The sequence below is a fragment of the Pseudooceanicola sp. genome (assembly GCF_041987405.1).
Lineage (GTDB): Bacteria > Pseudomonadota > Alphaproteobacteria > Rhodobacterales > Rhodobacteraceae > Pseudooceanicola.
Map to the genome: position 1 here is coordinate 708,211 of NZ_JBHIWR010000001.1, position 22,826 is coordinate 731,036.

General features: G+C 64.0%; 14 protein-coding genes. 7 read left to right on the forward strand and 7 right to left on the reverse strand.

All coding sequences use genetic code 11. The annotated features are described in order from the left end of the window. Positions 1-11: 11 nt before the first annotated feature. On the reverse strand, positions 12-2,213 hold the full coding sequence (locus ACFC2Y_RS03365) for a 4Fe-4S binding protein (RefSeq protein WP_375173637.1): 2,202 nt from the start codon (positions 2,211-2,213) through the stop codon (positions 12-14). Then, complete coding sequence (locus ACFC2Y_RS03370) at positions 2,210-2,584, reverse strand: hypothetical protein (protein ID WP_375173638.1); 375 nt, start codon at positions 2,582-2,584, stop codon at positions 2,210-2,212. Before ACFC2Y_RS03370 ends, ACFC2Y_RS03365 begins: the two co-directional genes overlap by 4 nt. A 282-nt stretch (positions 2,585-2,866) precedes the next feature. Here ACFC2Y_RS03370 and ACFC2Y_RS03375 point away from each other — a divergent pair, with 282 nt between their 5' ends. Next, positions 2,867-7,843: an ExeM/NucH family extracellular endonuclease gene (locus tag ACFC2Y_RS03375; protein ID WP_375173639.1), complete on the forward strand. Its 4,977-nt coding sequence runs from the start codon at positions 2,867-2,869 to the stop codon at positions 7,841-7,843. A 129-nt stretch (positions 7,844-7,972) separates the two neighbouring features. Here the strand turns inward: ACFC2Y_RS03375 and ACFC2Y_RS03380 are convergent, their stop codons facing one another. Both ACFC2Y_RS03380 and ACFC2Y_RS03385 read right to left on the reverse strand, forming a co-directional pair. After that, entirely contained in the window at positions 7,973-8,737 is a 765-nt protein-coding gene (locus ACFC2Y_RS03380) for an SDR family oxidoreductase (RefSeq protein WP_375173640.1), read from the reverse strand. A gap of 47 nt (positions 8,738-8,784) precedes the next feature. Further along, on the reverse strand, positions 8,785-9,357 hold the full coding sequence (locus tag ACFC2Y_RS03385; protein WP_375173641.1) for a carboxymuconolactone decarboxylase family protein: 573 nt from the start codon (positions 9,355-9,357) through the stop codon (positions 8,785-8,787). Positions 9,358-9,459: 102 nt separating this feature from the next. Between ACFC2Y_RS03385 and ACFC2Y_RS03390 the strand changes: the two genes are divergently transcribed. Next, on the forward strand, positions 9,460-10,356 hold the full coding sequence (locus tag ACFC2Y_RS03390) for a LysR substrate-binding domain-containing protein (RefSeq protein ID WP_375173642.1): 897 nt from the start codon (positions 9,460-9,462) through the stop codon (positions 10,354-10,356). A 24-nt stretch (positions 10,357-10,380) separates the two neighbouring features. Here ACFC2Y_RS03390 and ACFC2Y_RS03395 read toward each other — a convergent pair whose 3' ends face one another. After that, entirely contained in the window at positions 10,381-14,988 is a 4,608-nt protein-coding gene (locus ACFC2Y_RS03395) for a trypsin-like peptidase domain-containing protein (RefSeq protein WP_375173643.1), read from the reverse strand. A 243-nt stretch (positions 14,989-15,231) separates the two neighbouring features. After that, positions 15,232-16,302, reverse strand: a complete 1,071-nt coding sequence (locus ACFC2Y_RS03400) for a zinc ABC transporter substrate-binding protein (protein ID WP_375173644.1) — start codon at positions 16,300-16,302, stop codon at positions 15,232-15,234. 84 nt (positions 16,303-16,386) lie between these two features. On the opposite strand from ACFC2Y_RS03400, the gene ACFC2Y_RS03405 reads away from it, so the two are divergent. From ACFC2Y_RS03405 to ACFC2Y_RS03420, 4 genes are all read left to right on the forward strand, one after another. Beyond that, complete coding sequence (locus tag ACFC2Y_RS03405; protein WP_375173645.1) at positions 16,387-16,872, forward strand: Fur family transcriptional regulator; 486 nt, start codon at positions 16,387-16,389, stop codon at positions 16,870-16,872. Then, a complete protein-coding gene (locus tag ACFC2Y_RS03410; RefSeq protein ID WP_375173646.1) occupies positions 16,869-17,618 on the forward strand; it encodes an ATP-binding cassette domain-containing protein in 750 nt (249 codons plus the stop codon). Before ACFC2Y_RS03405 ends, ACFC2Y_RS03410 begins: the two co-directional genes overlap by 4 nt. Continuing rightward, a complete protein-coding gene (locus ACFC2Y_RS03415; RefSeq protein WP_375173647.1) occupies positions 17,615-18,430 on the forward strand; it encodes a metal ABC transporter permease in 816 nt (271 codons plus the stop codon). The genes ACFC2Y_RS03410 and ACFC2Y_RS03415 overlap by 4 nt, the downstream gene beginning before the upstream one ends. A gap of 99 nt (positions 18,431-18,529) precedes the next feature. Continuing rightward, positions 18,530-19,456, forward strand: coding sequence for an MBL fold metallo-hydrolase (locus ACFC2Y_RS03420; RefSeq protein WP_375173648.1), 927 nt, complete (start codon positions 18,530-18,532; stop codon positions 19,454-19,456). Positions 19,457-19,687: 231 nt separating this feature from the next. Here ACFC2Y_RS03420 and ACFC2Y_RS03425 read toward each other — a convergent pair whose 3' ends face one another. Next, positions 19,688-22,252 (reverse strand): calcium-binding protein, encoded by a 2,565-nt coding sequence (locus tag ACFC2Y_RS03425; RefSeq protein ID WP_375173649.1) that lies wholly within the window; start codon positions 22,250-22,252, stop codon positions 19,688-19,690. Between ACFC2Y_RS03425 and ACFC2Y_RS03430 the strand changes: the two genes are divergently transcribed. Continuing rightward, complete coding sequence (locus ACFC2Y_RS03430; RefSeq protein ID WP_375173650.1) at positions 22,251-22,826, forward strand: RNA polymerase sigma factor; 576 nt, start codon at positions 22,251-22,253, stop codon at positions 22,824-22,826. The genes ACFC2Y_RS03425 and ACFC2Y_RS03430 overlap by 2 nt on opposite strands.

Below are 22,826 nucleotides of genomic sequence, written 5' to 3' on the forward strand. Positions count from 1 at the left end.
ACCAGTTCCTTTCAGCTAGGTTGGTGGTTTGGGTGGTTCTGAAGCCCCTCGCGCGGCTTCAGGAAAGCGCCGGGATCCGAGGTGGAGCCCTTGCGTTTGAGCTTCTTGATCACGACCGGACATTTGGTCTTGGACTGGTAGAGCACCTGGCAGTGCATGCAGTTCAGACATTCGTTCGGGTTGATCTCGCCTGTCGGGTGGATGGCCTGGACCATGCATTCGTTGGCACAGACGTGGCAGGGATTGCCGCATTCGCGGTACCGCTTGAGCCAGTCGAACATCCGCAGCCGCGCCGGGATCGCCAGGGCTGCGCCAAGCGGGCAGAGGTAGCGGCAGTAGAAGCGTTCGACGAAGAGGCCGGCGATCAGCAGCGCGGCGGCATAGGCGACGAAGGGCCAGGCGCGGACGAAGTTGAGGATGATCGCGGTCTTGAAGGGCTCGACCTCGGCCAGGTGTTCGGCCTGCTCGATGGAGGCCAGGGAGACACCGAAGAGCCCCAGGAAGATCATGTACTTGATCGGCCAGAGGCGTTCGTGCAGGCCCCAGGGCAGTGTGATCTGAGGCACCCTGAGCGCGCGGGCGATATGGTTTGTCAGCTCCTGCAGCGCGCCGAAGGGGCAAAGCCAGCCGCAATAGGCCCCCCTGCCCCAGAAGAGCAGCGCCGCCGCCACCGCGAACCACAGGATGAAGGTCATCGGGTCGAGCAGGAAGGCCTGCCAGCTGAAGTCCGTGGTCAGCGCGCCGAAGAGCGCCATGAGGTTGACGACCGACAGCTGCGCATTGGCGTACCACCCCAGGAAGACCAGGGTCACGGTCAGGAAGGCGTAGCGGAAGATGCGGACCGCCTTTTCGGAGCGGGTGAGCTGCATCTGGAAGAAGAAGGCCAGTGTCAGCACGGCCAACATCACGGCCAGCACGCCGATCTCCAGCCGCTTGTCGTCCCATATCTTGCGCCAGAGCGCGTGCTGCGCCGCGTCTTCGTCCAACCCGGTCTCGGCCGCGAGTTTGGCCACCGGGGCGGCGGGGGCGACGGGCCGCAGGTAGCGGTTGGGCAACTGGTAGCCCAGGTCGAAGGTGATGAAGACCTTCTCGATCGCCGCGACCTCGCGCTGGACCAGCAGTTGCAGGCGGAAGGGTTTGGTCGGGTCAAAGCCGCTGTCGGCGGGGATCTTGAACAGATCGCGTTCGACAAACTCCGGCGCATCCTCCATCGGGATGGTGCCGATGCGGCGGTGGCCCCGGTCGCGGAAACGGACCGTCACATCGTCCTGGATCAGGACGATCCGGTCAAAGATGCCGCCGCGTACATAGCCGGACCCCTTGAAGGAATAGCTGCCCCGGCCCATCACCGCGATGGCATGGTCGCCCTCCTCCAACCAGTTGGAGAGGTTGGTATATTCGGCCTCGCCCAGGATGGCCTGGCCGATGGCGGGCACGCTGACCAGGGCCATCTGCATATCGATGAAGGTCGAGTCCGCAGATGCGGTCAGCGCCCGGGCGGTGGCGCGCAGGTCGTTCAACTCGTCAAAGGCGCGGTTGACCTGGCCGACGTCCAGCGACAGGCGGCGGACGGTGCCGTCCCCTTCCATGGTCAGCCAGTCGGTCGGGGCCTCCGCCGCCTCGTCGATCTCGAAGGTGGGGCCGGTGTCAGTCTGCGCGCTCAGCCCGCCGAGGCCCAGGGCGCGGGCGACCTTGAGCCCTGCGCGCAGGATCGTGTCGTCGATCACCATCACCGTCACGGTCGCACCGGAGATGATATCAAGATCATGGGCCGATCCGCGCGCTTCCGCCTCGGCCACCAGATCGAGCCCGACATAGCCGGCGATCATCTCTCGGATTTCGGATTCGGGGATACCGATCAGGACGATCGGTTCGGAATGTTTGACCAGCGCCAGCCCGGTGATGCGCGCATCGGCATCCACCGCAACCATCGTATGGATCGGCTTGCCGGAATAGCCCGTGGTTCCGACGAAATCGGAGGTGATGAAGGCGTGGCCGATCACCTCGCCCCCGCGGAGGAGCGGGGCAACGGGGATATCGTCGCGGATCGCGCCGTAGCTTTCGGCCTGTGGTGAAAGCTCGGACGCCGGAAGCTCGGACAGGAAGCGCGACAGGACGGATTGGGCATTGACCGCCTGGCCGGAGAGGACGGTCACGCAAGCCGCCATCAGGATCGCGCCGCAAATGACGCGGAGGGAAAGACCGAGTGTCATACTGTTCTGCTCTTGATCGGGGGGCCGCGCGCCTGGGAATTCCACACGCCCTCCAGACGGACAGGCGCGGTCAGCGGGGGGTGCGCCACCAGGCTCCAACCGGGGATGAACTGCGGGGCCGGGTGGCCCGTTGCCAAGGTCAGCGGTTGAAGAAGGCACCCGTTGCAATGGGTGCAGTCGCCCGCCGGGTCGACCGGGGTGCCGTCACGATCCAGGGTGATCCGCGTCAGGCCATACTGCCCGCAGATCACCATGCTGGTCTGGCCTGCGGCGGCCAGGGCATGCGAGGCGCGCAGGACCTCTCCGGCCACCGCGCCCCAGGCAAGGACGAGGCCGAAAAGAATACCGAAAAAGGCGGAGCTGCGTGTCATGAACCGGAGACTATGCGCCTGCCACAGCCGGAACGTTGCGCAGGAACAAAGAACAGATCGGATTTCAGAAAACTGTAATGCGCGTTGTCTGGCGCTGTAGTGGCTCAGGATTGCGTACTTCCGATGCGCCTACCGTGGCGGAATGCTGCGCATTTTTTCTGGATCAAGTGACGGGATCGCAAAGCTGTAACATAGTCATGGAAGGTGTTGGGTGACCATTTATGAGAGGGTTAGTCAGTGGGCTTTCAGACAAAATTCAGCTTTCCGTTCGCGCAAAAATCTTTGTTCGGCGGCTTCGATTTCCGGCTTAAATCGCTAGATATTCACATCGGCAGCTGGTGGGACGACGAGATCGCAACCGGCGCCAACCGCGCCCTGGTTCACGCGGGGCCAGGGGATGATCTGATCACCGTCGGAGGGCGCGCGACCGTCTTTGGCGGGTTCGGCGATGACGAGATCGTCGCGGGGTCCGGGTCGCTGAAGGCCTTCGGGGGCTGGGGCGACGACACCATTCTGGGCGGCGACGCCAATGACACGATCAACGCGGGCCGGGGGGACGATGTGATCGGCCTCAGCGGCGGCAGGGACCGGGTCGATGGCGGGCGCGGGTTCGATACCGCCCTGGCCGATGGATCGGTCCTGGATTACCAGATCACACCCTGGCATGGGCGGCAGGTGCGCCTGACCTCGGAGGACGGGCAGACCACGTTGAAATCTGTCGAGGCGATCCAGTTCGACAATTTCCTCTACTACCTCGACGGCACCAATAACGCGGTCTTTGCCAACGACGACGAAGTGAGCACCGAGGAAAACACCGCCCTGACCATCGGGGCAGCGGAGCTGCTGGCCAATGATGTGGATTTCGACGGCGACGCGCTGTCCCTGACCGCTGTCGCGGGCACCAGCGCAGCCGGGGCGAGTGTCAGCTTTGACGGCACCACTGTGACTTATGACCCCGGGGCGCTGTTCGATGCGCTGGCTTCGGGCGAAAGCACGACCGACAGTTTCACCTATGACGTGACTGATGGTCAGGGCAGCACCGTGACCGCTACGGTCACCGTCACCATCGAGGGGACGAATGACGATCCGGTCCTGACCGCGGCCCCTTCCGTCACGATCGACGAGAATACGACAGAGGTGCCTGCGGGCATCTCCGCCAGCGATGTCGATGGCACCACCTTTGTCTATTCGCTCTCCGGCGCCGATGCGGGCGCCTTCATGATCGACGCGGGAACCGGCGCGTTGGCCTTTGTCACCGCCCCGGATTTCGAGGCGCCGACGGATGCGAATGGCGACAACGTCTATGAAGTGACGGTGACCGTCGCCGACGGCCAAGGCGGGCGGGACAGCCAGGCGATCGAGGTGACCGTCGCCGATGTCATCGAGATCGACGCCCGGATCAACGAAGTGCACTACGACAACGAGGGCACCGATACGGGCGAGTTTGTCGAGGTGCGCGTCGGCGAGGGCCAGGATGCCTCCGGCCTGGAGGTGGTCTTCTACAACGGCTCCAACGGCACGGTCTACCGGACCGAAACCCTTCCGACCGCCCCCGGCAGCACCAGCAATGGCTACGATTATTACCACATCGACCTGCCCAGCAACGGCATCCAGAATGGCGCGCCTGACGGTTTGGCGCTGGTCTTGGGCGGCACTGTGCTGGAGTTCCTGTCCTACGAAGGCGTGCTGACCGCCACGGAAGGACCGGCCGCCGGGCTGACCTCCACCGATATCGGGGTCGCGGAGACAAGTTCGACCCCTGTTGGTGCCTCGCTGGAGCGCGCCGAGGACGGCAACACATGGAGCGTGACCGAGAGCGATACGCGCGGGCTGAACAACGATTACGAGCCGCCGTTCGAAGGCCGGATCAACGAGGTCCACTATGACAACGCGGGAACCGACGTCGGCGAGTTCATCGAGGTTCGGGTGGCCGAAGGCACCGATGTCTCCGGCACCACCGTGGAGCTTTACAACGGGTCGAACGGGTCGCTCTACAACACGCTGGAGTTGCCTGAGGGTCCGGCTAGCAGCAGCGGCGGGTACGATTATTACCTGATCGAACTGCCGGAAAACGGGCTGCAGAACGGCGCGCCGGACGGGATGGCGCTGATCAACGATGGCGAGGTCATAGAATTCCTCTCCTACGAGGGGACCTTCGAGGCGGCTGGCGGTACGGCGGACGGGATGACCTCCACCGATATCGGGGTGGCCGAAAGCAGCAGCACCGATGTGGGCTTCTCGCTGCAGCGGGACGAGGCCGGGGATACCTGGCGCGCGCCGGAGGCCGAGACGCGCGGTACGGCGAACATCGCCGCCGGTGTGCCCTTTGCCGGGCGGATCAACGAAATCCACTACGACAACGCGGGCGGGGATGTCGGCGAGTTCATCGAGATCCGCGTGATCGAAGGCGGGGATGTCACGGGCGCCTCGGTAGAACTTTACAACGGGTCGAACGGAGCGGCGTATGACACGATCGCCCTGCCCGCGCTGCCGACGACCAGCAGCGGCGGGTATGATTACTACCTGATCGAACTGCCGGAGAACGGGCTGCAGAACGGTGCGCCGGATGGTTTGGCGCTGGTCAATGACGGCGCGGTTGTCGAGTTCCTCTCCTACGAGGGCTCCTTCGCGGCGACCGGCGGCACGGCGGCGGGGATGACCTCCACCGACATCGGCGTGGCGGAGACAGGCAGCACGCCTGTGGGCCACTCCCTTCAGCGCGACGAGGCCGGGGATACCTGGCGCGAGCCGGAGGCAGACACGCGCGGGGCAGCCAACGACGGGGGTGTCTCCAGCACCCCTGCCCCCTACAGTTTCGACTTTGAAACCGCCTTTGCGACGCAGGGGTGGCAGGCCTACTCTGTCGATGGCGACACGGACAGCACCTGGTACGACGACAGTTTCAGCGGCGACGGATTTGCCGAGGTCAACGGGTTTGACGACGGCGAGGCGGCAGATGACTGGCTGATCTCGCCACTTCTCGACATCTCGGGGTTGAGCGCGCCGGTCGCGAAGTTTGTCACGGCCAAGAACTTTGACGACGGCGGCACCGAGGATCCGGAGGTCACCTTCCTCTATTCCACGGATTATTCCGGCTCCGGCGATCCGACCGCAGCCACCTGGACCGAACTGCCCTACACCGCCTCGGATGGCGGCTATGCCGAGACGCCCTCGGGCGAGATCGACCTGTCGGGCATCACCAGCGATACGGTGACATTCGCCTTCCGCTACGAGGCCTCGGGCACCGAGGGCGGCACGACCTCGCTCTGGCAGGTGGATGACTTCTTTGTCGGGGAGTCGGATGATACTCCGCCCCCTTCCGAAACCACGCTGATTTCCGAGGTTCAGGGCACCGGCGCGGCCTCGGCCCTGGAAGGTCAGGTGGTCACGATCGAGGCCATCGTGGTCGGCGATTTCCAGGATGGTGCGGCCGGGACCGACGGGGATCTGAACGGCTTCTACCTGCAGGAGGAAGATGCGGATGCCGATGGCAACGCGCTGAGTTCCGAAGGGATATTCGTCTTTGACGGGTCGCTGCCCGGGGTCGATGTGCAAGCGGGCGACAAGGTGCGGGTGACCGGCACCGTGACCGAGTTTTTCGGCGAAACGCAGATCGGATCGGTCACTTCGGTCGAGATCGTCAGCAGCGGCAATGCCCTGCCGACGGCGGCCACGATCACCTTCCCGGTCGCGAATGTCATCACCAATTCCGACGGGGCGCTGATCGCGGATCTCGAAGCCTACGAGGGCATGCTGGTCACCGTTCCGCAGGAGATGACGATCACCGATCTCTACACGCTTGGCCGGTTCGGCGACATGGGGCTTAGCGCCCTGGGCCTGTCGGAGACCTACACCCAGGCGAACGCGCCGGATGTGGCGGGCTTTGATGGCTTCATTCAGGAGCAGGTGAGAAACACGCTGATCGTGGATGACGGGTCAACGGTGCAGAACCCGTCGGTGATCCCCTTTGAAATCGCAGGCGAGACCGGACGTATTGCAGGGGAGTTCGACGCCGAAGATGCGCTGAGCGCCGGGGATACGGTGTCGGACCTGACCGGGGTGCTGCGCTATTCGCGCGGGTCCGGCGGAGACGGGGACGAGATCTATCGCCTGAACCCGACCGAAACGCCGGACTTCGTCGACAGCTATGCCCGTCCCTCGGGAACCGAGGCGCCGGATGTCGGCGGGTCGCTGACCGTGGCGTCGTTCAACGTTCTGAACTTCTTCACCTCGCTCGGGGACGAAGGGCTGACGGCGGGGCCGGACGGGTTGGAGGTGCGCGGCGCGGACAATCTGGCGGAACTGGAGCGTCAGGTCGACAAGCTGATCGCGGCGCTGAGCGGGATGAATGCGGACATCATCGGCCTGCTCGAAGTGGAGAACGAAATCGGGGATCAGAACGGCGATGGCGAATTTGCCATCGGCTATATCACCGACGCGTTGAACCAGGCCCTGCCCGGCGCGGATTATCAGTTCGTCGACCCCGGCACGCCCTATCTGGGCGGGGATGCGATCATGGTCGGCATGATCTACGACGCCAATACGGTGCGGATTGCCGAGGGCACCACCATCGCCACGCTGACCGATGCGGGCCTGGCCGGGCTGGGTGTCGATCCCGGCAACCCGGTGTTCGATGGCCCCGGCACCAGCCGCGCGCCCCTGGCCGCAACGTTTGAGGAGATCGCCAGCGGCGAGACCCTCACCGTCTCGATCAACCACTTTAAATCGAAGGGGTCGGTCAGCCCCTTTGGCGACAATGCGGGCAATGGCGACGGCACCGGGAACAACAACGAGGCGCGGCTGCAGGCGGCGCAGGCGCTGGACGCTTGGCTGGACAGCGATCCCACGGGGTCGGGGGACAGCGACGTTCTGATCCTTGGCGACCTGAACGCCTATGCCAAGGAGGACCCGATCACCCATCTGGAGGATCAGGGCTATCAGAACCTGGTGAAGCAGTTCCTGGAGGAGGACGAGTTCGTTCTGTCCTTTGGCTTCCCCGTCGATCTGGACAGGGCACCGCAGACGCAGACCTTCGGCACGCTGGACTATGCGCTGGCCAACAGCTCTCTCGCGGCGCAGGTGACCGGGGCGCGGGAATGGCACATCAATGCCACCGAAGCCGCCGTACTGGACTACAACACCAACTACATGCCCGCCGATCAGGTCGATGACCTCTACAACGCGGATCCATTCCGCTCGTCCGACCACGATCCGGTGCTGATCGGCCTTTCCCTGGGCGACAGCGGCCTGCTAGCCTGACGCGGTCTTTATGAAACGGTCGGGCGCCTGCAAACTGCGGGCGCCCAACCTATTTGCAGACATCAGTCTGGCCGAGACCTCGCTACGGATTGTCCATCCGACTTCGGGTCGATTGGGCCGACGGCAAAGTCACGCTGCTGGCAAGCCGACCAGTCGCCGCCCCTCCCCGGTCTTCAACGAGAAATCGGTGCCGAGGTAGGCATCAGCCGCGTCACGGGTCAGCCAAGCGATCGCCTGGGCGACCCAATCTGCCGGGATATGGGCCGACCAGTCCAACCGGCTGACGGGGTTGATGCCGGAGGCGCGGATCTGCTCCTGCATCCCGGTGGCGACGGTGCCGGGGCTCAGCCCGATGACGCGGACACCCTGCGAGCGATATTCCTTGTCGACCACGCGGGTGAGCGAGAGGACCGCGGCCTTGGTGGCGCAGTAATGGCTCCACCCCTCCAGCGCGGAAGTCGCGGCGCCGGACGAGATATTCACGATGGTCCCCCCGCCCTGCGCCGCCATCGCGGGTATCGCGTAGCGCAGGCCGTGGTAGACGCCCTTGAGGTTCACATCCACGATCCGCCCCCAGTCCTCGGGGTCGCTGTCGCCGAGGCGCGCGATCGGGTCGATGAGGCCCGCGTTGTTCACCAGCAGGTCCAGGCGCCCCGTCTCCTCCAAGGTGGCCTCGACAAGGGATTTGACCTGCCCGGCGTCGGCGACATCCGTTGGCCAGGCGCAGGCCGACAGGCCCTGCGCCTCCAGGTCCGCGACGATCCCTTCGATCCGCCGCGCGTCGCGCGCGGCCAGGACGACATGGGCCCCGAGCGTCGCGAAATGCCGGGCCGTGGCTTCGCCGATGCCCCGGCTGGCACCGGTGACAATCACCGACGTGTTCTTGAAAATCATGGTATTCCTCCGTGAAAAGCCGAGGCGTACCGCCCCGTCTGTCAGGGTCATTCGGCGGCGGTTGCCATCGACGGGGTCCAGGCCAGCGCGGGGTCGGACATGAACTCCTCGTCCGGCAGGCCGGTCAGGGCGGCGGTGTAGTTCGCCAGTACCTTGGTCGCGATCACCGCAACGACGTCGAGCACCTGCGCCCGGGTGAATCCCGCGGCCAGGAAGGCAGGCACCGCGTCGGACGCCTCGCCCCGGGCCTCGGCCACGCGGCGGGTGAAGGTCCAAAGCGCGGCAAGGCGCGGGTCGGCAGGCGCCTGGCCTGCGCGCAGGGCCGTACTCGTTGCGTCATCCATGCCGACCTGGGCGGACAGGTAGGTGTGCCCCATGGTGCAATAGCCGCAGCCGTGCATCACGTTTACCGCCTGATAGGCGACCTGCTGTTCCACGGGCGTCAGGGTGGAGGCGCCGATCTGCGCCCATAGCGTTTCGTACCCGACAAGGACCGCCGGGCTTTCCGCCATCGTCGCATGCATGTTAGGGGTAAAGCCCCAGGCCGTCGTGACCGCCTCCAAGGTGGTTTTCGACCCCTCAGGGGCCGTGTCGGGGGTATGTAGGGTGAAGTCAGGCATTTTTGCCTCCTTGGTGAGAATTTCGAATGAGTCAGGTTTATTAGCTAGATTCCCCGCAATAAATTATGCTTTGATCCACATACTCATGCGGATTCTGCACGAATGAACCTGAACGACCTAACCCTGATCCAGGAGATCGCCCGGCTTGGTAGCTTTGCCGCGGTGGCGCGTCAGCATGGGGTCGATCCGTCCTCCATCGGGCGGCTGGTAGCCGGGATAGAGACGGAACTGGGGCTGCGCCTCTTTTCGCGCACGACGCGGCGGATGGAACTGACCGAGGCGGGTGCGCTGTATCTCGCGCGGATTGCCCCGCTGAGCGAGGAGCTGGAGCGCGCCCGCGAAGACGCCCGCGCCATGCAGTCAGAGCCGCGCGGCACCCTCCGGCTGTCGGCCTCGGCGACCTTCGGTCAGCAGTTCATCGTTCCCCGGCTTGCGGCGTTCCGGGCCGTCTATCCGGAGGTCGGGATCGAGGGCGTGTTTTCCGACACCAACATCGACCTCGTGGCAGAGCGGATCGACCTGGCCATCCGCCTCGCCCCTGAGGTGCAGGGCGACTATGTGGTGAGCAAGCTGATGGACACCCGATACAGCGTCGTCGCCGCGCCCGCGTATCTGGCCAAGTCCGCGCCCCTGTTGCGGCCCGAGGATATGCAGAACCACCGCGCGATCCTGTTTCCCTTTCGCGACTTCCGCTCCCGCTGGCTGTTCCGGGATGCGCAGGGCGATATCACGGATCAGCCGGTCGCGGGGGACATTGTCCTGTCCCCCTCCGGCGCGCTTCGCGACGCGGCACTGGCCGCGCTCGGTCCCGCGCTGTTGCCCGACTGGCTGATCAACGACGACCTGGCGGCGGGACGGCTGATCCACTGTCTCGAAGGATGGGAGGTGACGGCCACGACCTTCGACACTGCTGCCTGGCTGGTCTACCCGAGCCGCAGCTATGTGCCCGGCAAGGTCCGGGCGATGATCGACTTTCTGCGCAGTGCCCGGGACGGCTAGGCCCGGCCAGTCGCCTTCAGGCCGTCACCCGGCGTTCCCACAAACCTGCTCCGCCTTGACGTAGCCGATTTCATTGGCATCCAGAAACGCTTCGATATGCGGATGCGAGACCCCGACGCCATAGGCGATCTCGCCCTTCCCCAGACCGGCGCGGACAATGCCGACGATCTGCCCGCAGTCATTGACGATGGCCGATCCGCTGGCCCCTTGCGAGGTCTGCATGGTGTGAAGGATGTCGGTGTTGCCGGTCCTTCGATCAACAACGAGATTGCTCACCAGACCGTCGATCATGATTGCCTGCGGCGCCTCGGAGGCCGAGGGAAGCTGCCCCCGGCGCAGGGCATCCGTCACGGCGTTTGCCTTGGCATCGAATGCCCGCTGCCCCCGGCCAGGAAATCCGGCGGAGGCAATGCCTTCGTCCAGGCTGACACTCTGCGCAAAGGGCAGGAACTCGTCGTGGACATAGCCTTCGATCTCGACCACGGCGGCGTCCACGTCGTGCGACCTGTCAGCGCTGGCCCGGACGGTGATCCGCTTCAGGCCGATGGTCGGGCTCATGGCAAAGCCCTCTCGCAGGACACCGTTCGGTTGGCCGTTGCGATCCCGCGATTCAACGACATGCGCATTGGTCAGGATCGTTGTCGGCCCGATGAAAGAGCCGGTGCCGGAGCCGACACCCGGGAACAAGATCCAGACCGTTGCCCCGCGCAGGCGCGCGAAGAGGGCGCGGTCGCCCATGAGGTCTGACGAGATGCCGGATGAAAGGCCCATCAACCGGGATGTGTAGCCCTCCCAGTCGTCCAGGCCGACGGGCGCGCGCTGCACGGCGTCGCCAAATTCCGCGCCGACCAAAACCAACTGGCCGGGCACTGCCTCGACCTTGCGCAGAACCGCGAAATCGAAGGGACCGTCCTCGCGCTGTGCGACCTTGAAGGTCACGCCGTCGTCAGAGGCCAGGGAGCCCGGAGATGCAAATTCGCGCACGTCATGCCCGAGGCGATCAAGCTGGCAGATGAAATCGCCTGCGGGCATCGGCGTGTCGGCGACAAGGATCGGGATGTCCGACAGTCTGTCTGACAGGTCAGCGTCAGAATGCGCGGCGGCGCAGAGGGCATCTGACATGGCCTGCGCACGTTCTCTCGCCTGCCGGGCGAAAGCGGCGAATCCCTCATGCAGATCGGTGGATCGCTCGAACTCGTCCGCGGCGGCTTCGAGATCTTCTGCGGTGGCGTAGTCCGGTTCGATCGCGCCGATCTCCTCTGCATACCTGGGCAGGTCCTGACGCAGGATAGTGCCTGCGCGCGCGACGGCAGCGGCGTGGATGGCCTCGGCCCGGGTGCCCTGGCCATTCGCCATGAACTGCGCCTCGGCCTTTCGGCTGGCAGCGAAAAGGGCCTGGACGTCTACATGGGTTTCACCGGACGCCTGCAAATCGTCGATGGTATGCGCCTCAAGCGTATCGAACACATCGTCCAGCTTATCTTCAATGATCCGCGCGTATGTTGCGAAAGCCTCGGACTGGGGCAAGGCGGCGATTTCCGCGCGGGCGGAGGACAGATTATCGACGGTCGCCCAGGTGTCTTGGCGGTCGCGGGTCCGTTCTGAAAATCTCTCCAGCTCCGCATCGGCGACCCTTTCAATTTCCTGGGCAACCAAGGTCTTGATCGCGGCGTCGGCGGCAGAATGGCCCGGACGCCCGGCGAACGGGTCAACCAGGCTCTGACCGAACCGCGCAATTGGGATGGCACCCTGCCAGGGCCGGTCGCCGTCAAAGGTCGCCACGACCTCGGCCTCAGCGCCCAGGCGCATCGCGGCCATGGCGGCCACGAACCGATAGGGCAGCGAGTCAGGCAAGGTCCGGTCACCCTGCCAACCAAGGTAAGCCGACAGAAGGTCGCGCACTTCGTCCTCGTCCCGTGCGGCATTCACCTCTGACTGGAAGTCTTCGAATGCCTCCGCCAGCAGGTCGGACCGGGTGTCGAGAAACGCCTGCCGCTCACCCGCGACCGTGGGGGATGCCTCCAGCCCGGAAAACGCCTTCTCGAAGGACTGCATCCACTCCGCCCCTGCAGCCAGCTGATCCTGCAGGCGCGCCGCTCTTGTGGCCCGGTCGAGGTCTGATTGCCATTCCGCAACATTGCCGACAAGCCGCACCTCTGCTTCCTCTCGGAACTGGTCGGACAGCGCCTGCTGCTCCGCCGGGGTCAGCAGGTCGGCCAGTGTGCCCTTAGGCTCGCGATGATAGAGGGCGCGCGCCTCCGCAAGGCTGGAACCGCTGGCTTTCGCCGCCTCGATCTCTGGTCGTGTCACATCGGCCAGCACGTCGCGCCGTTCCCGAAGAACGACCGCCTGCTGTTCCACGCGGGCACTATCCGCCATCCAGTCTCCCAGGTCCCCTCGCAGGCGGTCCTGCAGCGACGTTATGGCGGCGAGGCGTTTCAGGGGGTCGTCTATCTGGCGTGACGCGTCCAGCAGCGCTGCGGCCATGCCAAGCGCCTGATCCGCGATCGCCGCATCCAGCCGGGCCACCTGGTCCGCCCGTTCGCTCGGCCACAATAGCTCAGGCGACCGGTCAATCTGCGCCCGGGTGGCGATGAGCCTGGCCAATGTGTCGTCGGCCTCGGTCCCCTTCCGTGACGAGGGCGCATCAAGCGCGGCCAAGACATGGTGCACCTCCCGGATCTTGCGGACGGCCAGGACGGTGGCCGAGTGCCCCATCCGGTTCATCCGTCCCATGCGGAGCGAGCCGTCCCGCATGGCGTTGTCGATGCTCTCCCCCCAGAGGCCCAGTTGTTCTCGATAGATCAGATCCGAAAAGCATTGTCGGCGGACAAAATCCGACAGGCCGCGTCGATCCTCATCGCTCAGCTGATCGAACGGCTTACCGAACACCGGAACAAAACCCGCGTCGGCGAGGAGCTTCACCTGCTTCCACGCGGTTTTTGCATTGCCCGGACGGCGGCTGTCTGCGGGGTCGGAGTATTCCCGGGACACGCGGTTTACCCAATCGATCACCAACTTGCACTTCGCGTCCTTGTCCGCCGCGCGGTCAAAGGCGCCTTGCGTCCCGTCGAGGCGGGTGGTCGGCACCAATCGCGGCGATGCCGCGGTCAGCGGGGTGAGCCCCATGTCAGTACAGGCCCCTCCGCCGTCGAACCTCGCCTGACCGGTAGCGGGAGTAAACACGAAGGGGTCGATCCGCCGCAGCGGGGGGCGGCCGCCACGGGCGTCTTCGATGACAAAGCGGATCTGGTCATCCTGTGTCTGGCCTTTCAGGGTGAAGTACGGTGTCCCGCGCACTAGGCTGGCGTCATGTCCGATCAACAGCGTGGCGTCGTACCGCTCCGGCGATGTCTCGGTGATACTCAGCCTGGCTTCGCCGTCGGACAGGCCCGCACAGGCAATCTCTCCATGCCATGTCATCACCGGATCGGGATCGGGCTCCGCCTGCCCTTCTGGCGTCGGCGGGGTACTGCAAAACTCGCTCAATTGTGCCGTGGCCTCTGCAAAACCGCTGACAGGGATTTGCATTTTGGTCTTGTCGCCGGAGATCTCGAAGGTGTCGGCCTTTGCAATCCGGGCCCAGAGGTCATGATCGCGCGGCAGATTGATCGATAGCACATTCTCCGGCGCAACGCGCACCAGATCGAGGGTCGCGTCCTCTTTTCCGTCAATCCAGAGGGTAACCGGCGCGACCTCCCCTACAGCGCGGCCATTTGATCCGACGGATGACCGGGTGATGTAGAGGACGAATTCATCTGGCCCGTGTTCCTGGATGGAAACGCCGCCGAGGTTGTTGTAGTCGGCGAAGGCAATTCCCGGCCGTAAACAGACCAGCGACATCGCCCCTTGCGCCGCACCGGCATTCGGACGCATGCGCCCCTGCCAATTCCTGGACCTGACATCGAAACTCCATCGCGCGGACGGATCCGGCGTCGGGCCTTCTCGCAAACGAGGCCTGGTTTCGGCGCGCTCGGATGAAGCGGGCGCGGGGGGATCGGACCGACGCGCGCCTGTGGTTCCGGGTTCTGCCTCCGCCGTGCTGGTGTCACTGGCGGGCTGCTCCGCCACGACCGGGGCGGGGTCGTCCTTGGCGGCGCAATAGGCGCGCAGTTCGGCCAGCGCAGCCGCGAACCCCGCGACGGGGATTTCCTCGGTCCGCTTGTCGCCTGTGATCGAGAAAGTCTCGGCCGCCGCGATCTGATCGAGCAAGGACCCGAAGCGCGGCACTCTGGTCATGAGCCTGTTTTCGGGCCGCACCCGAACTAGATTGAGTGTCACCACCTCCTTGCCATCGAGTGTGAACTTGACCGGGGCCTCCGCCCCGACGGCGCGACCGTTGGACCCGACATAAGACCGGGTCACATATAGAACCAGCTCGTCCGCCCGGTGTTCGCGAATGTCCGCACGACCGGTATAGTCGGCCACCTTGAGGCCGGACTGGATACAGCTGAGCGAAATGGCCTTGCCTGCGGGACCACCGGGAATGATGGTGCCGACCTGATCCTGCCGATCCGTGGAAAAGCTCCAGGCCTCGTCACTGGCCAACGCTTTGGCGGCCATGCCATTGACGGCCAGACAGAGGCCGAAAATACCCAGCCAGTTCGCGGTGGTCGTGCCAAATCGGCTCATGAAATAAGCGCCCCTTTTCGAAATTCTCGAAAATGCATCTGAATGAATTTACCCTAGGGAAACGCTACATTTGCATATGGCTCCTGTCCAGCCGCGGCCCCTGCCCCGTGAACCTCCCCTGCGGTGAAGCGACCTAGTGAGAGTTTGGAGACTGAATTTCGGCCGCCGGGGACCGGCGATGTCGCGATCAAGCCGGGGTTTTGGTCTGCGGGCCAGTGGGAAACACCGGCCCGCGAGATCATGCTACTTCAGACAGTCGACGAGGCTGTTGGCGAGATTGCGCAACATACTGGGGTAGAGATCCGCCCCCAGTGCCAGGTCGATCCCAAGCGGATCCATGACACCGGCCTTGGCATCGGTCCCCTGGAACACAGTGCGGATCAGGTTCGGGTTGAACTGCGGTTCGGAGAAGGCGCAGGTGATCTCAAGCCCCTTGACCTTGTCGTGGATCTCTTCGATCCGGGCCGGGCTCGGGTCTGACGCATCCCCTAAAGTGATCGAGCCTGCCGCCCGGAAATCGAACCGGTTCTCGAAATACTGATAGGCGTCGTGGAAAACGACAAAGTTGGCGCCCCGCACCGGGTCCAGCTGCGCCGAGATTTCGGTGATCAGTGTGGCCAGCTCCGCTTTGCCCTTTTCGGCATTGGCCTTGTAGGTCGCCGCGTTGTCGGGGTCGTGTTCGGAGAGTTCGGCGGCGATCACGTCAAGCCAGACACGGCCGTTTTCTGGGTCGAGCCAGGCATGGGGATCATGGCCTTCGCGGTGGTGATCGTCATGCTCGTCCGCATGGGCGTGGTCTTCATCATGATCATGGTTTTCCTCATGACCCTCGTGACCATCCTCGTGCGCATGATCGTCTTCATGGTCTTCGTGATCGTGATCCTCATCCTCGGCGTGATCATGGTCTTCGTGATCCTCGTGAGCATGATCGTCATGATCGTGGGCATGCCCTTCAAAGGTCGCACCTTCACGGAATTCGAGCGCGATCGCCCCCTCGACCTCAGCCAGTTCGATCACGTGTGCGTCGCTGGCCAGAGCGTCGATCGAGTTGGCCAGCCATGGCGCCAACCCCTCGCCCATCCAGAACACGACGTCCGCCCTGTCCAGCGCTCGTGCCTCTGAGGGGCGCATCGAATAGCCGTGCGGTGACGCGCCGGGCTGAACGATCAGGTCAGGCGTGCCGACGCCCTCCATGACCATGGACACCAGAGAGTGAACGGGCGGAATGTCGGTGACGACCAACGGCACATCAGCGCGCGCCGCGCCGACAAGGCCCATCACGGAGACCGTTCCCAGGATCATGCTTTTGCGCATCGGAATACCTTTGTTATGTTGTAACGCCAGTGGACAAGTACATGCTACTTTATTACAGTTCAAGCACCCAAGCCGGAGGCTCCCATGGAAGCAGCAGGATTTGCACCGCATGATCACGCAGCATGCGTTCACCAGGCCATTTCGGCCGCCGAAGACTATTGCGAGACTCACAAGCTGCGGTTCACACCGGTTCGGCGCCGTGTGCTTGAGATCCTGCTGGAGGAACATCGTGCCCTGGGCGCCTACGAGATCCTGGAGCGACTGAAGCAGGAAGGACATGCCGCGCAGCCCCCTGTTGCGTACCGCTGCCTTGATTTCCTTGTGAGATACGGGTTCGCGCACAGGATCGAACGTCTGAATGCTTTCATCGCCTGTGCCGATCCGAATGAAGATCACTTTCCGGCCTTCCTCATCTGCCGGGTCTGCGACTCCGTTGCAGAGACGACCCCGGCCCCGTCCCGAGGGCTGTTGGGCAGTGCAGCCAGAGATGTCGGTTTCCAAATCGAACAAACGACCGTAGAGGCGATCGGAGTTTGCCCCGACTGCCGGGAGGCCGGAACCCCAGCATGAGCCTGTTCGAATTTAATGATGTGTCTGTCCGTTTTGGTGACGCGACCGTCCTCGACCGCGTTTCCGTCAATGTGGACGCGGGCGAGATCGTCACCATCGTCGGACCGAATGGCTCCGGCAAGTCAACCATGCTGCGGGTCCTTATCGGATCGCTCAAACCGACCAGCGGAGCCGTGACGCGCCAAAAAGGCCTGCGCATCGGCTATGTTCCGCAGCGCGTGCACCTTGACCCGACCCTGCCGATCACGGTGTCCCGGCTGCTCCGCCTGCGCCGCAATGTCGGTCAGGCGGCGATCCGCGATGCCATGGCCAAGGCCGGGATCGAGGATTTGGCGGACAGACAGATGAACGTGCTCTCCGGCGGGCAGTTCCAGCGTGTGATGCTGGCGCGCGCGCTTCTGTCCAACCCTCAGCTTCTGGTTCTGGACGAAGCGACCCAGGGGCTGGACCAACCGGGCACCGCCGCTTTCTACGAGAGGATCGAAGCCGTCCGGCAGGAGACCAACTGCGGCGTGTTGATGGTCAGTCACGATCTGCACGTGGTGATGAGCGCCAGCGATCGGGTCATCTGCCTGAACGCGCATATCTGCTGTCAGGGGGAACCGAGCCATGTGGCCTCCGCGCCCGAGTACCGCGCGCTCTTCGGAGCCGGGACCAAGGGCACGATGGCGCTCTACACCCACCACCATGACCATAATCACGAACATGATCATGGGCATGACCACTCGAACGAGGCCGCGGAATGAGCCTGCTTGACGATTTCATGGTGCGCGCCACGCTGGCGGGCCTGGGGCTGGCCATCGCGGCAGCGCCGCTTGGCTGTTTCGTGGTCTGGCGGCGAATGGCCTATTTCGGGGATGCCACGGCCCATGCGGCAATCCTCGGGGTTGCCCTGTCGCTGACGTTCTCCGCCTCGGTCTTCGGCGGCGTGCTGGCGGTATCGCTGGTCATGGCCCTGACGGTGTCAGCGCTCAGCGGTCGAGGTTTTGCCATGGACACGATGCTGGGCGTTCTGGCGCATTCGGCGCTGGCCTTCGGCCTCGTCGCGGCATCGTTCCTGTCAGGCGTGCGGATCGACCTTATGGCCTATCTCTTCGGGGATATCCTGGCCGTGGTCCCTGCGGACCTGGCCGTGATCTGGGGCGGCGCGGCGCTTGTACTGGGTCTGATCATCTGGCGATGGAGCGCCCTTCTGACCGCCACTCTGAACCCCGATCTGGCCTTCGCCGAAGGCGTGGACCCCAAGCGGGAAGAACTGGTGCTGACACTCGCGCTCGCCATTGTCGTCGCCGTGGCGATCAAGGTGGTGGGCGCGCTGCTCATCACTGCGATGCTGATCATTCCCGCCGCGGCCGCCCGCCCCTTCAGCCGCACGCCCGAGATGATGGCCCTGTACGCGGTCGGCATTGCCGCAGCCTCGGTCCTTGGCGGACTTCGGGCCTCCTACGTTCTGGACACGCCGACCGGTCCGACCATCGTCTGCGTCGTCGCGATCCTGTTTGCCCTGTCGGTCGGTATCGCAGGCGTCCTGGCCCGGGCCAGAAGCGCCACGCGTTGATGGCCGGGAAGGACCGCCCGCAGTTCACGGACAGATGACTGGAAGGGCGCGGAATTCGGTCTAACCTCCCCCCACCATAATCGATCTGGGAGGATCCTCATGAAACTGATAACACGCCGCAGTGCGCTCGCCGCCGGAGCAACGCTGCCTTTCGCCGGTGCCCTCGCCACCGCTTCGGGCCCCGCCCTGGCGCAGACCATGATGAGCGAAAACGCCAAAAAACGCGGCTTCATGCTGGGCGATTTAGAAGTGTCCACCCTTCTCGCGGGCACCCGCACCGTCGAGGACCCGCAAGGCACTTTCGGCATGAACGTTCCGCCCGAAGAATTCGCGGAGGTCAGCGAAGCCAACTTCATCCCGGCCGACAAGACGCAGTTCTTCTTCACGCCGACGGTCGTCAAGGCCGGGGATGACGTGGTTCTGTTCGACACCGGTCTGAACGCCGAAGGCACCCTGCCCGCGCTGGAACAGGCCGGATATTCGGCCGATGACGTGACCATCGTCGTGCTGACCCACATGCATGGCGATCACATCGGCGGGCTGACCGATGCCTCCGGCGCGCCGACCTATGCCAATGCACGCTACGTCACCGGCCAGACCGAATACGACCACTGGGCCGGGCAATCGAACGAGGGGTTCGAGGCCAAGGTGCGCCCGCTGGCCGACAAGATGACCTTCATCGGGGATGGCGACAGCGTGGTGTCGGGCATTACCGGGATGGCCGCCTACGGACACACGCCAGGCCACATGACCTATATGCTGGAGTCCGGCGGCAAGCAGCTGCTGGTCTTTGCCGACACGGCAAACCACTACGTCTGGTCGCTGGCCTATCCGGAGTGGGAGGTGCGCTTTGACGCCGACAAGGCCCAGGCTGCGGAAACGCGGAAGAAGGTGCTGGGTATGCTGGCTGCGGATCGCGTGCCCTTCATCGGCTACCACATGCCCTTCCCCGCTGTCGGCTATGTCGAGGACCGCGGCGACGGCCGCTTCCGCTATGTCCCGTCCAGCTATCAGATGATGCTGTGAGACAAAGGGCCTGGGGCGGGACGGCGTTCCTTTGGCACGGTGGCCCACCACTGGCTCATAGGTTTCACGCAGCCTGGACATCAAGGAAGGGCTGCGCGTGGACCGGACGCCGCGCCCGGTAGACTTACGACGATACACCATGGTCTCGGGCACCTGCCGAAAACCAAAAATCGCCCCGGCGGCGCAAAGACTGCCGGGGCTTTGTCTTCAGGTCGTCCGCGCAGGAGCGTGTCAGCCGAAGAAGTCGAAGTGACCCGCTTGCAGGGCGAAATCGACACCTTGCAATGTGATCGTTCCGGCATCCAGTTCGATCACGGTGTCGGTGCGCGTCTCGCCGCCACCCAGTTCGGTGATCGTCTGGAAGATCTCCAGATCGTCAAAGCCGGTCACATCGCCGTCGCGCAGGAGCTGGATCAGGTCGATGGCCTCGAAATCAGTGATGACGTCCTGGCCAAAACCATCGCGGTCGGTGAAACGGAACGTGTCCGCATGCGTCCCGCCTGTCAGCACGTCGTTGCCCGCGCCGCCGATCAGCAGGTCTTCCCCGCGACCACCGTCAAGAACATCGTTGCCGTCTTCGCCGATCAAGACGTCGTTGCCGCCCAGACCCTCGACCACGTCGTCCCCCTCGCCGCCTTCGATTCGGTTGTCGGCGTTCGAGCCGCGCACAAGATCGTCAAAGGCGGAGGCGATGACGTTCTCGATCGAGATCAGCTGATCGCCACCGGCATCACCGCCGTCGCCGCGCCGATTGCCGTTGTCCAGCACGATGTCGATCCCCTCGGCCGAGGCGGAGTAGTCTACCGTGTCGATACCACTGCCCCCATCCAAGCGATCCGATCCAGCCCCGCCGATAAGAACGTCGTTGCCATCCTGACCGAACAGAAGGTCGGCACCGTCGCCACCGTTCAGTACGTCGTTGCCGTTGCGACCTTCGAGACGGTCATCCAAGGCAGTCCCGGTGACGGCCTCGTCGCTGCCGGAACCGTAGAAGCGGAACTCGTCCTGACCGTCAAATCCGATCAGCTCTGCGGTCGAAAAATCCAGCACCTTGGTATCGTCGCCGAAGATCTCGATGATAGCGGCGCGCCCGTTCAGGCTTTCATAGGTGATCTTTTCAAATGTGAACTGATCCGCATCGAGTCGCAGAAGGGCATTGCGCCCCGCCGTCCCGACGATTTCCAGCGCTTCGAAGCCTGTTACCTCGTCGTTCCGCTGCAGACCCACGCGATCGGCGACACGCAGCGTGTCAAAGCCAACTCCGCCGTCGATGACACGACCATCCCCCGCGCCGACAATCACCATGTCGTCACCGCTGCCGGCCTCGATGGTGTCTGCACCACCCAGCCCTTCGATGATGTCATTCCCCGCAAAGCCCCCGATGACGTTTGCGCCATTGTTGCCGGTGACCACGTCGTCAGACTGCGAACCATCGACGTTTTCGATGTTGCGCAGCACGTCGCCCTGCGCAGTGCCGCCACGTTGCGCGGTTGCGCCCTGGTGGAGCGAAACGGCCACACCCGCGTCGGATTCCGTGTAGGACACGGTGTCCCGGCCGTTTCCACCATCAAGGGTGTCCGCACCTTCGCCGCCTTGGATGTAATCGTCGCCGTCTTCCCCCAGAATTTGGTCGTCTCCGGCACCGCCGTTCAGATCGTCCGCACCTTCCCCGCCGCGAATGTCATCATTGCCATCGCCGGTCGACACGGTGTCATTTCCGCCGCCCGCCCTGATGAAATCGTCGGCCTCGCTGCCGATGATCCGGTTGTCCCGGCCGTTGGCCACGATCTCCACCCGGTCGCGCCCCGCCTCGAAGCCATTGAAGGTGATGTCGGACAGATCGACGTCGTCGGTGTCGAACTGAACTTCCACCACGGCGGACCGGTCGTTAACGGAATTGAAGGTGATCGTCTCAAAGCCCATCTGGCTGGAGTTGAGACGGGCGAGAGCGTTCTCTCCCGCGGAGGCCTCGATCACCAGGTTCTCGATCGAATTGATACCATCATCGCGAAGCTCGACACGGCTGTTCACGTGCAATGTGTCGGTGCCTTCGCCACCATCGTAGACCTCGGCGCCGTCGTTATGCGCAACAATCGTATCGTTGCCATTTCCGCCGAGCAGGGTATCGGCGCCGCGCCCGCCGTCGAGGAAATCATTCCCATTGCCACCGTCGAGCAGGTTCCGGGCTCCATCGCCGATAATCCGGTCACCGAAGTTCGAGCCGACGACCCCTTCAACACTGCGCAGGATTTCGCCCTCTGCATGCCCGCCGGATTGCGGTTGGCCGTCGTTTTCAAGCGACACCGAAACCGCGGCGTTCGAAAAGGAGTAATCGACGATGTCAAAGCCGGTTTTGCCATTGATGTCGTCCGCACCCTCACCGCCCAGGACCGTGTCATCACCAGGGCCTGCAATGAACGTATCGTCTCCCGGGCCGCCCTCCAGGACGTCGTCTCCCTTCGTTCCTTCGACCCGGAGGTCCCCGATAGGCGAGAATTCTTCGGTCGGCGGAAGAGGATTGGTGCCGTCGGCATCGATCGGTGCGCCGTCGGGTCCCGCTTCAAACGCGAACTCCTTGATGAGGCCAGTGCTTTCGGGGCTTTGAAACGCTGTGCTTGCGGTCGTCATTAGTGGGTTCCTTACCATCTGCGTGCCCCTCGCCCATTGCGAGGTTGACCGTTGGTCGCTGGAGGGTTCGGAAAGGTTCAAAAGAAATGTGAGTTTCCTGCAGCGAGGTGATGCCAGGGTCAAAATTTCCCTTTGCCAACTGCAGTTGCGCGGCGTAAGAAATTTCATGCCCACGCAAGTTCAACAGTCTGCGCGCCGCGATCGCACCGAAGACTTTGAGCTTCTCAAACGCGTGGCTGACGGCGACATGACCGCCATGAAATCACTCTACATGACGCATGCGGATGCGGTGACGCGGTTCGTGCGCGCGCGGGTCAGGGATGATGCCGAAGCTGCGGACATCGTGCATGACACGATGCTCAGCGTCTGGCGCGGGGCGAAAGGGTTTGAAGGGCGGGCCAGCGTCCTGTCCTGGATCCTGACATTGGCGCGCAATCGGACTGTGGACCACATTCGCAAGCAGGCGCGTGTCACCCTCGGGGCCGTTGACGAGGACATCCCAGACGACGATCCCAACCCCGAAACCGTTCTGGCGGCCGCCCAGGAAGCGGACCGATTGCGCGCATGCGTCGAAAAACTGCCCGAGCGCCAGCGCGCCGTGATCCATCTGGCCTTCTATCAGGAGATGACCTGCGCCCAGATCGCCGACGTTGAGACCGTGCCCGAAGGCACCGTCAAAAGCCGCATCTACCACGCCAAACAGTTGCTCATGCGGTGCCTGTCGATGAGTGCGACAAAATGA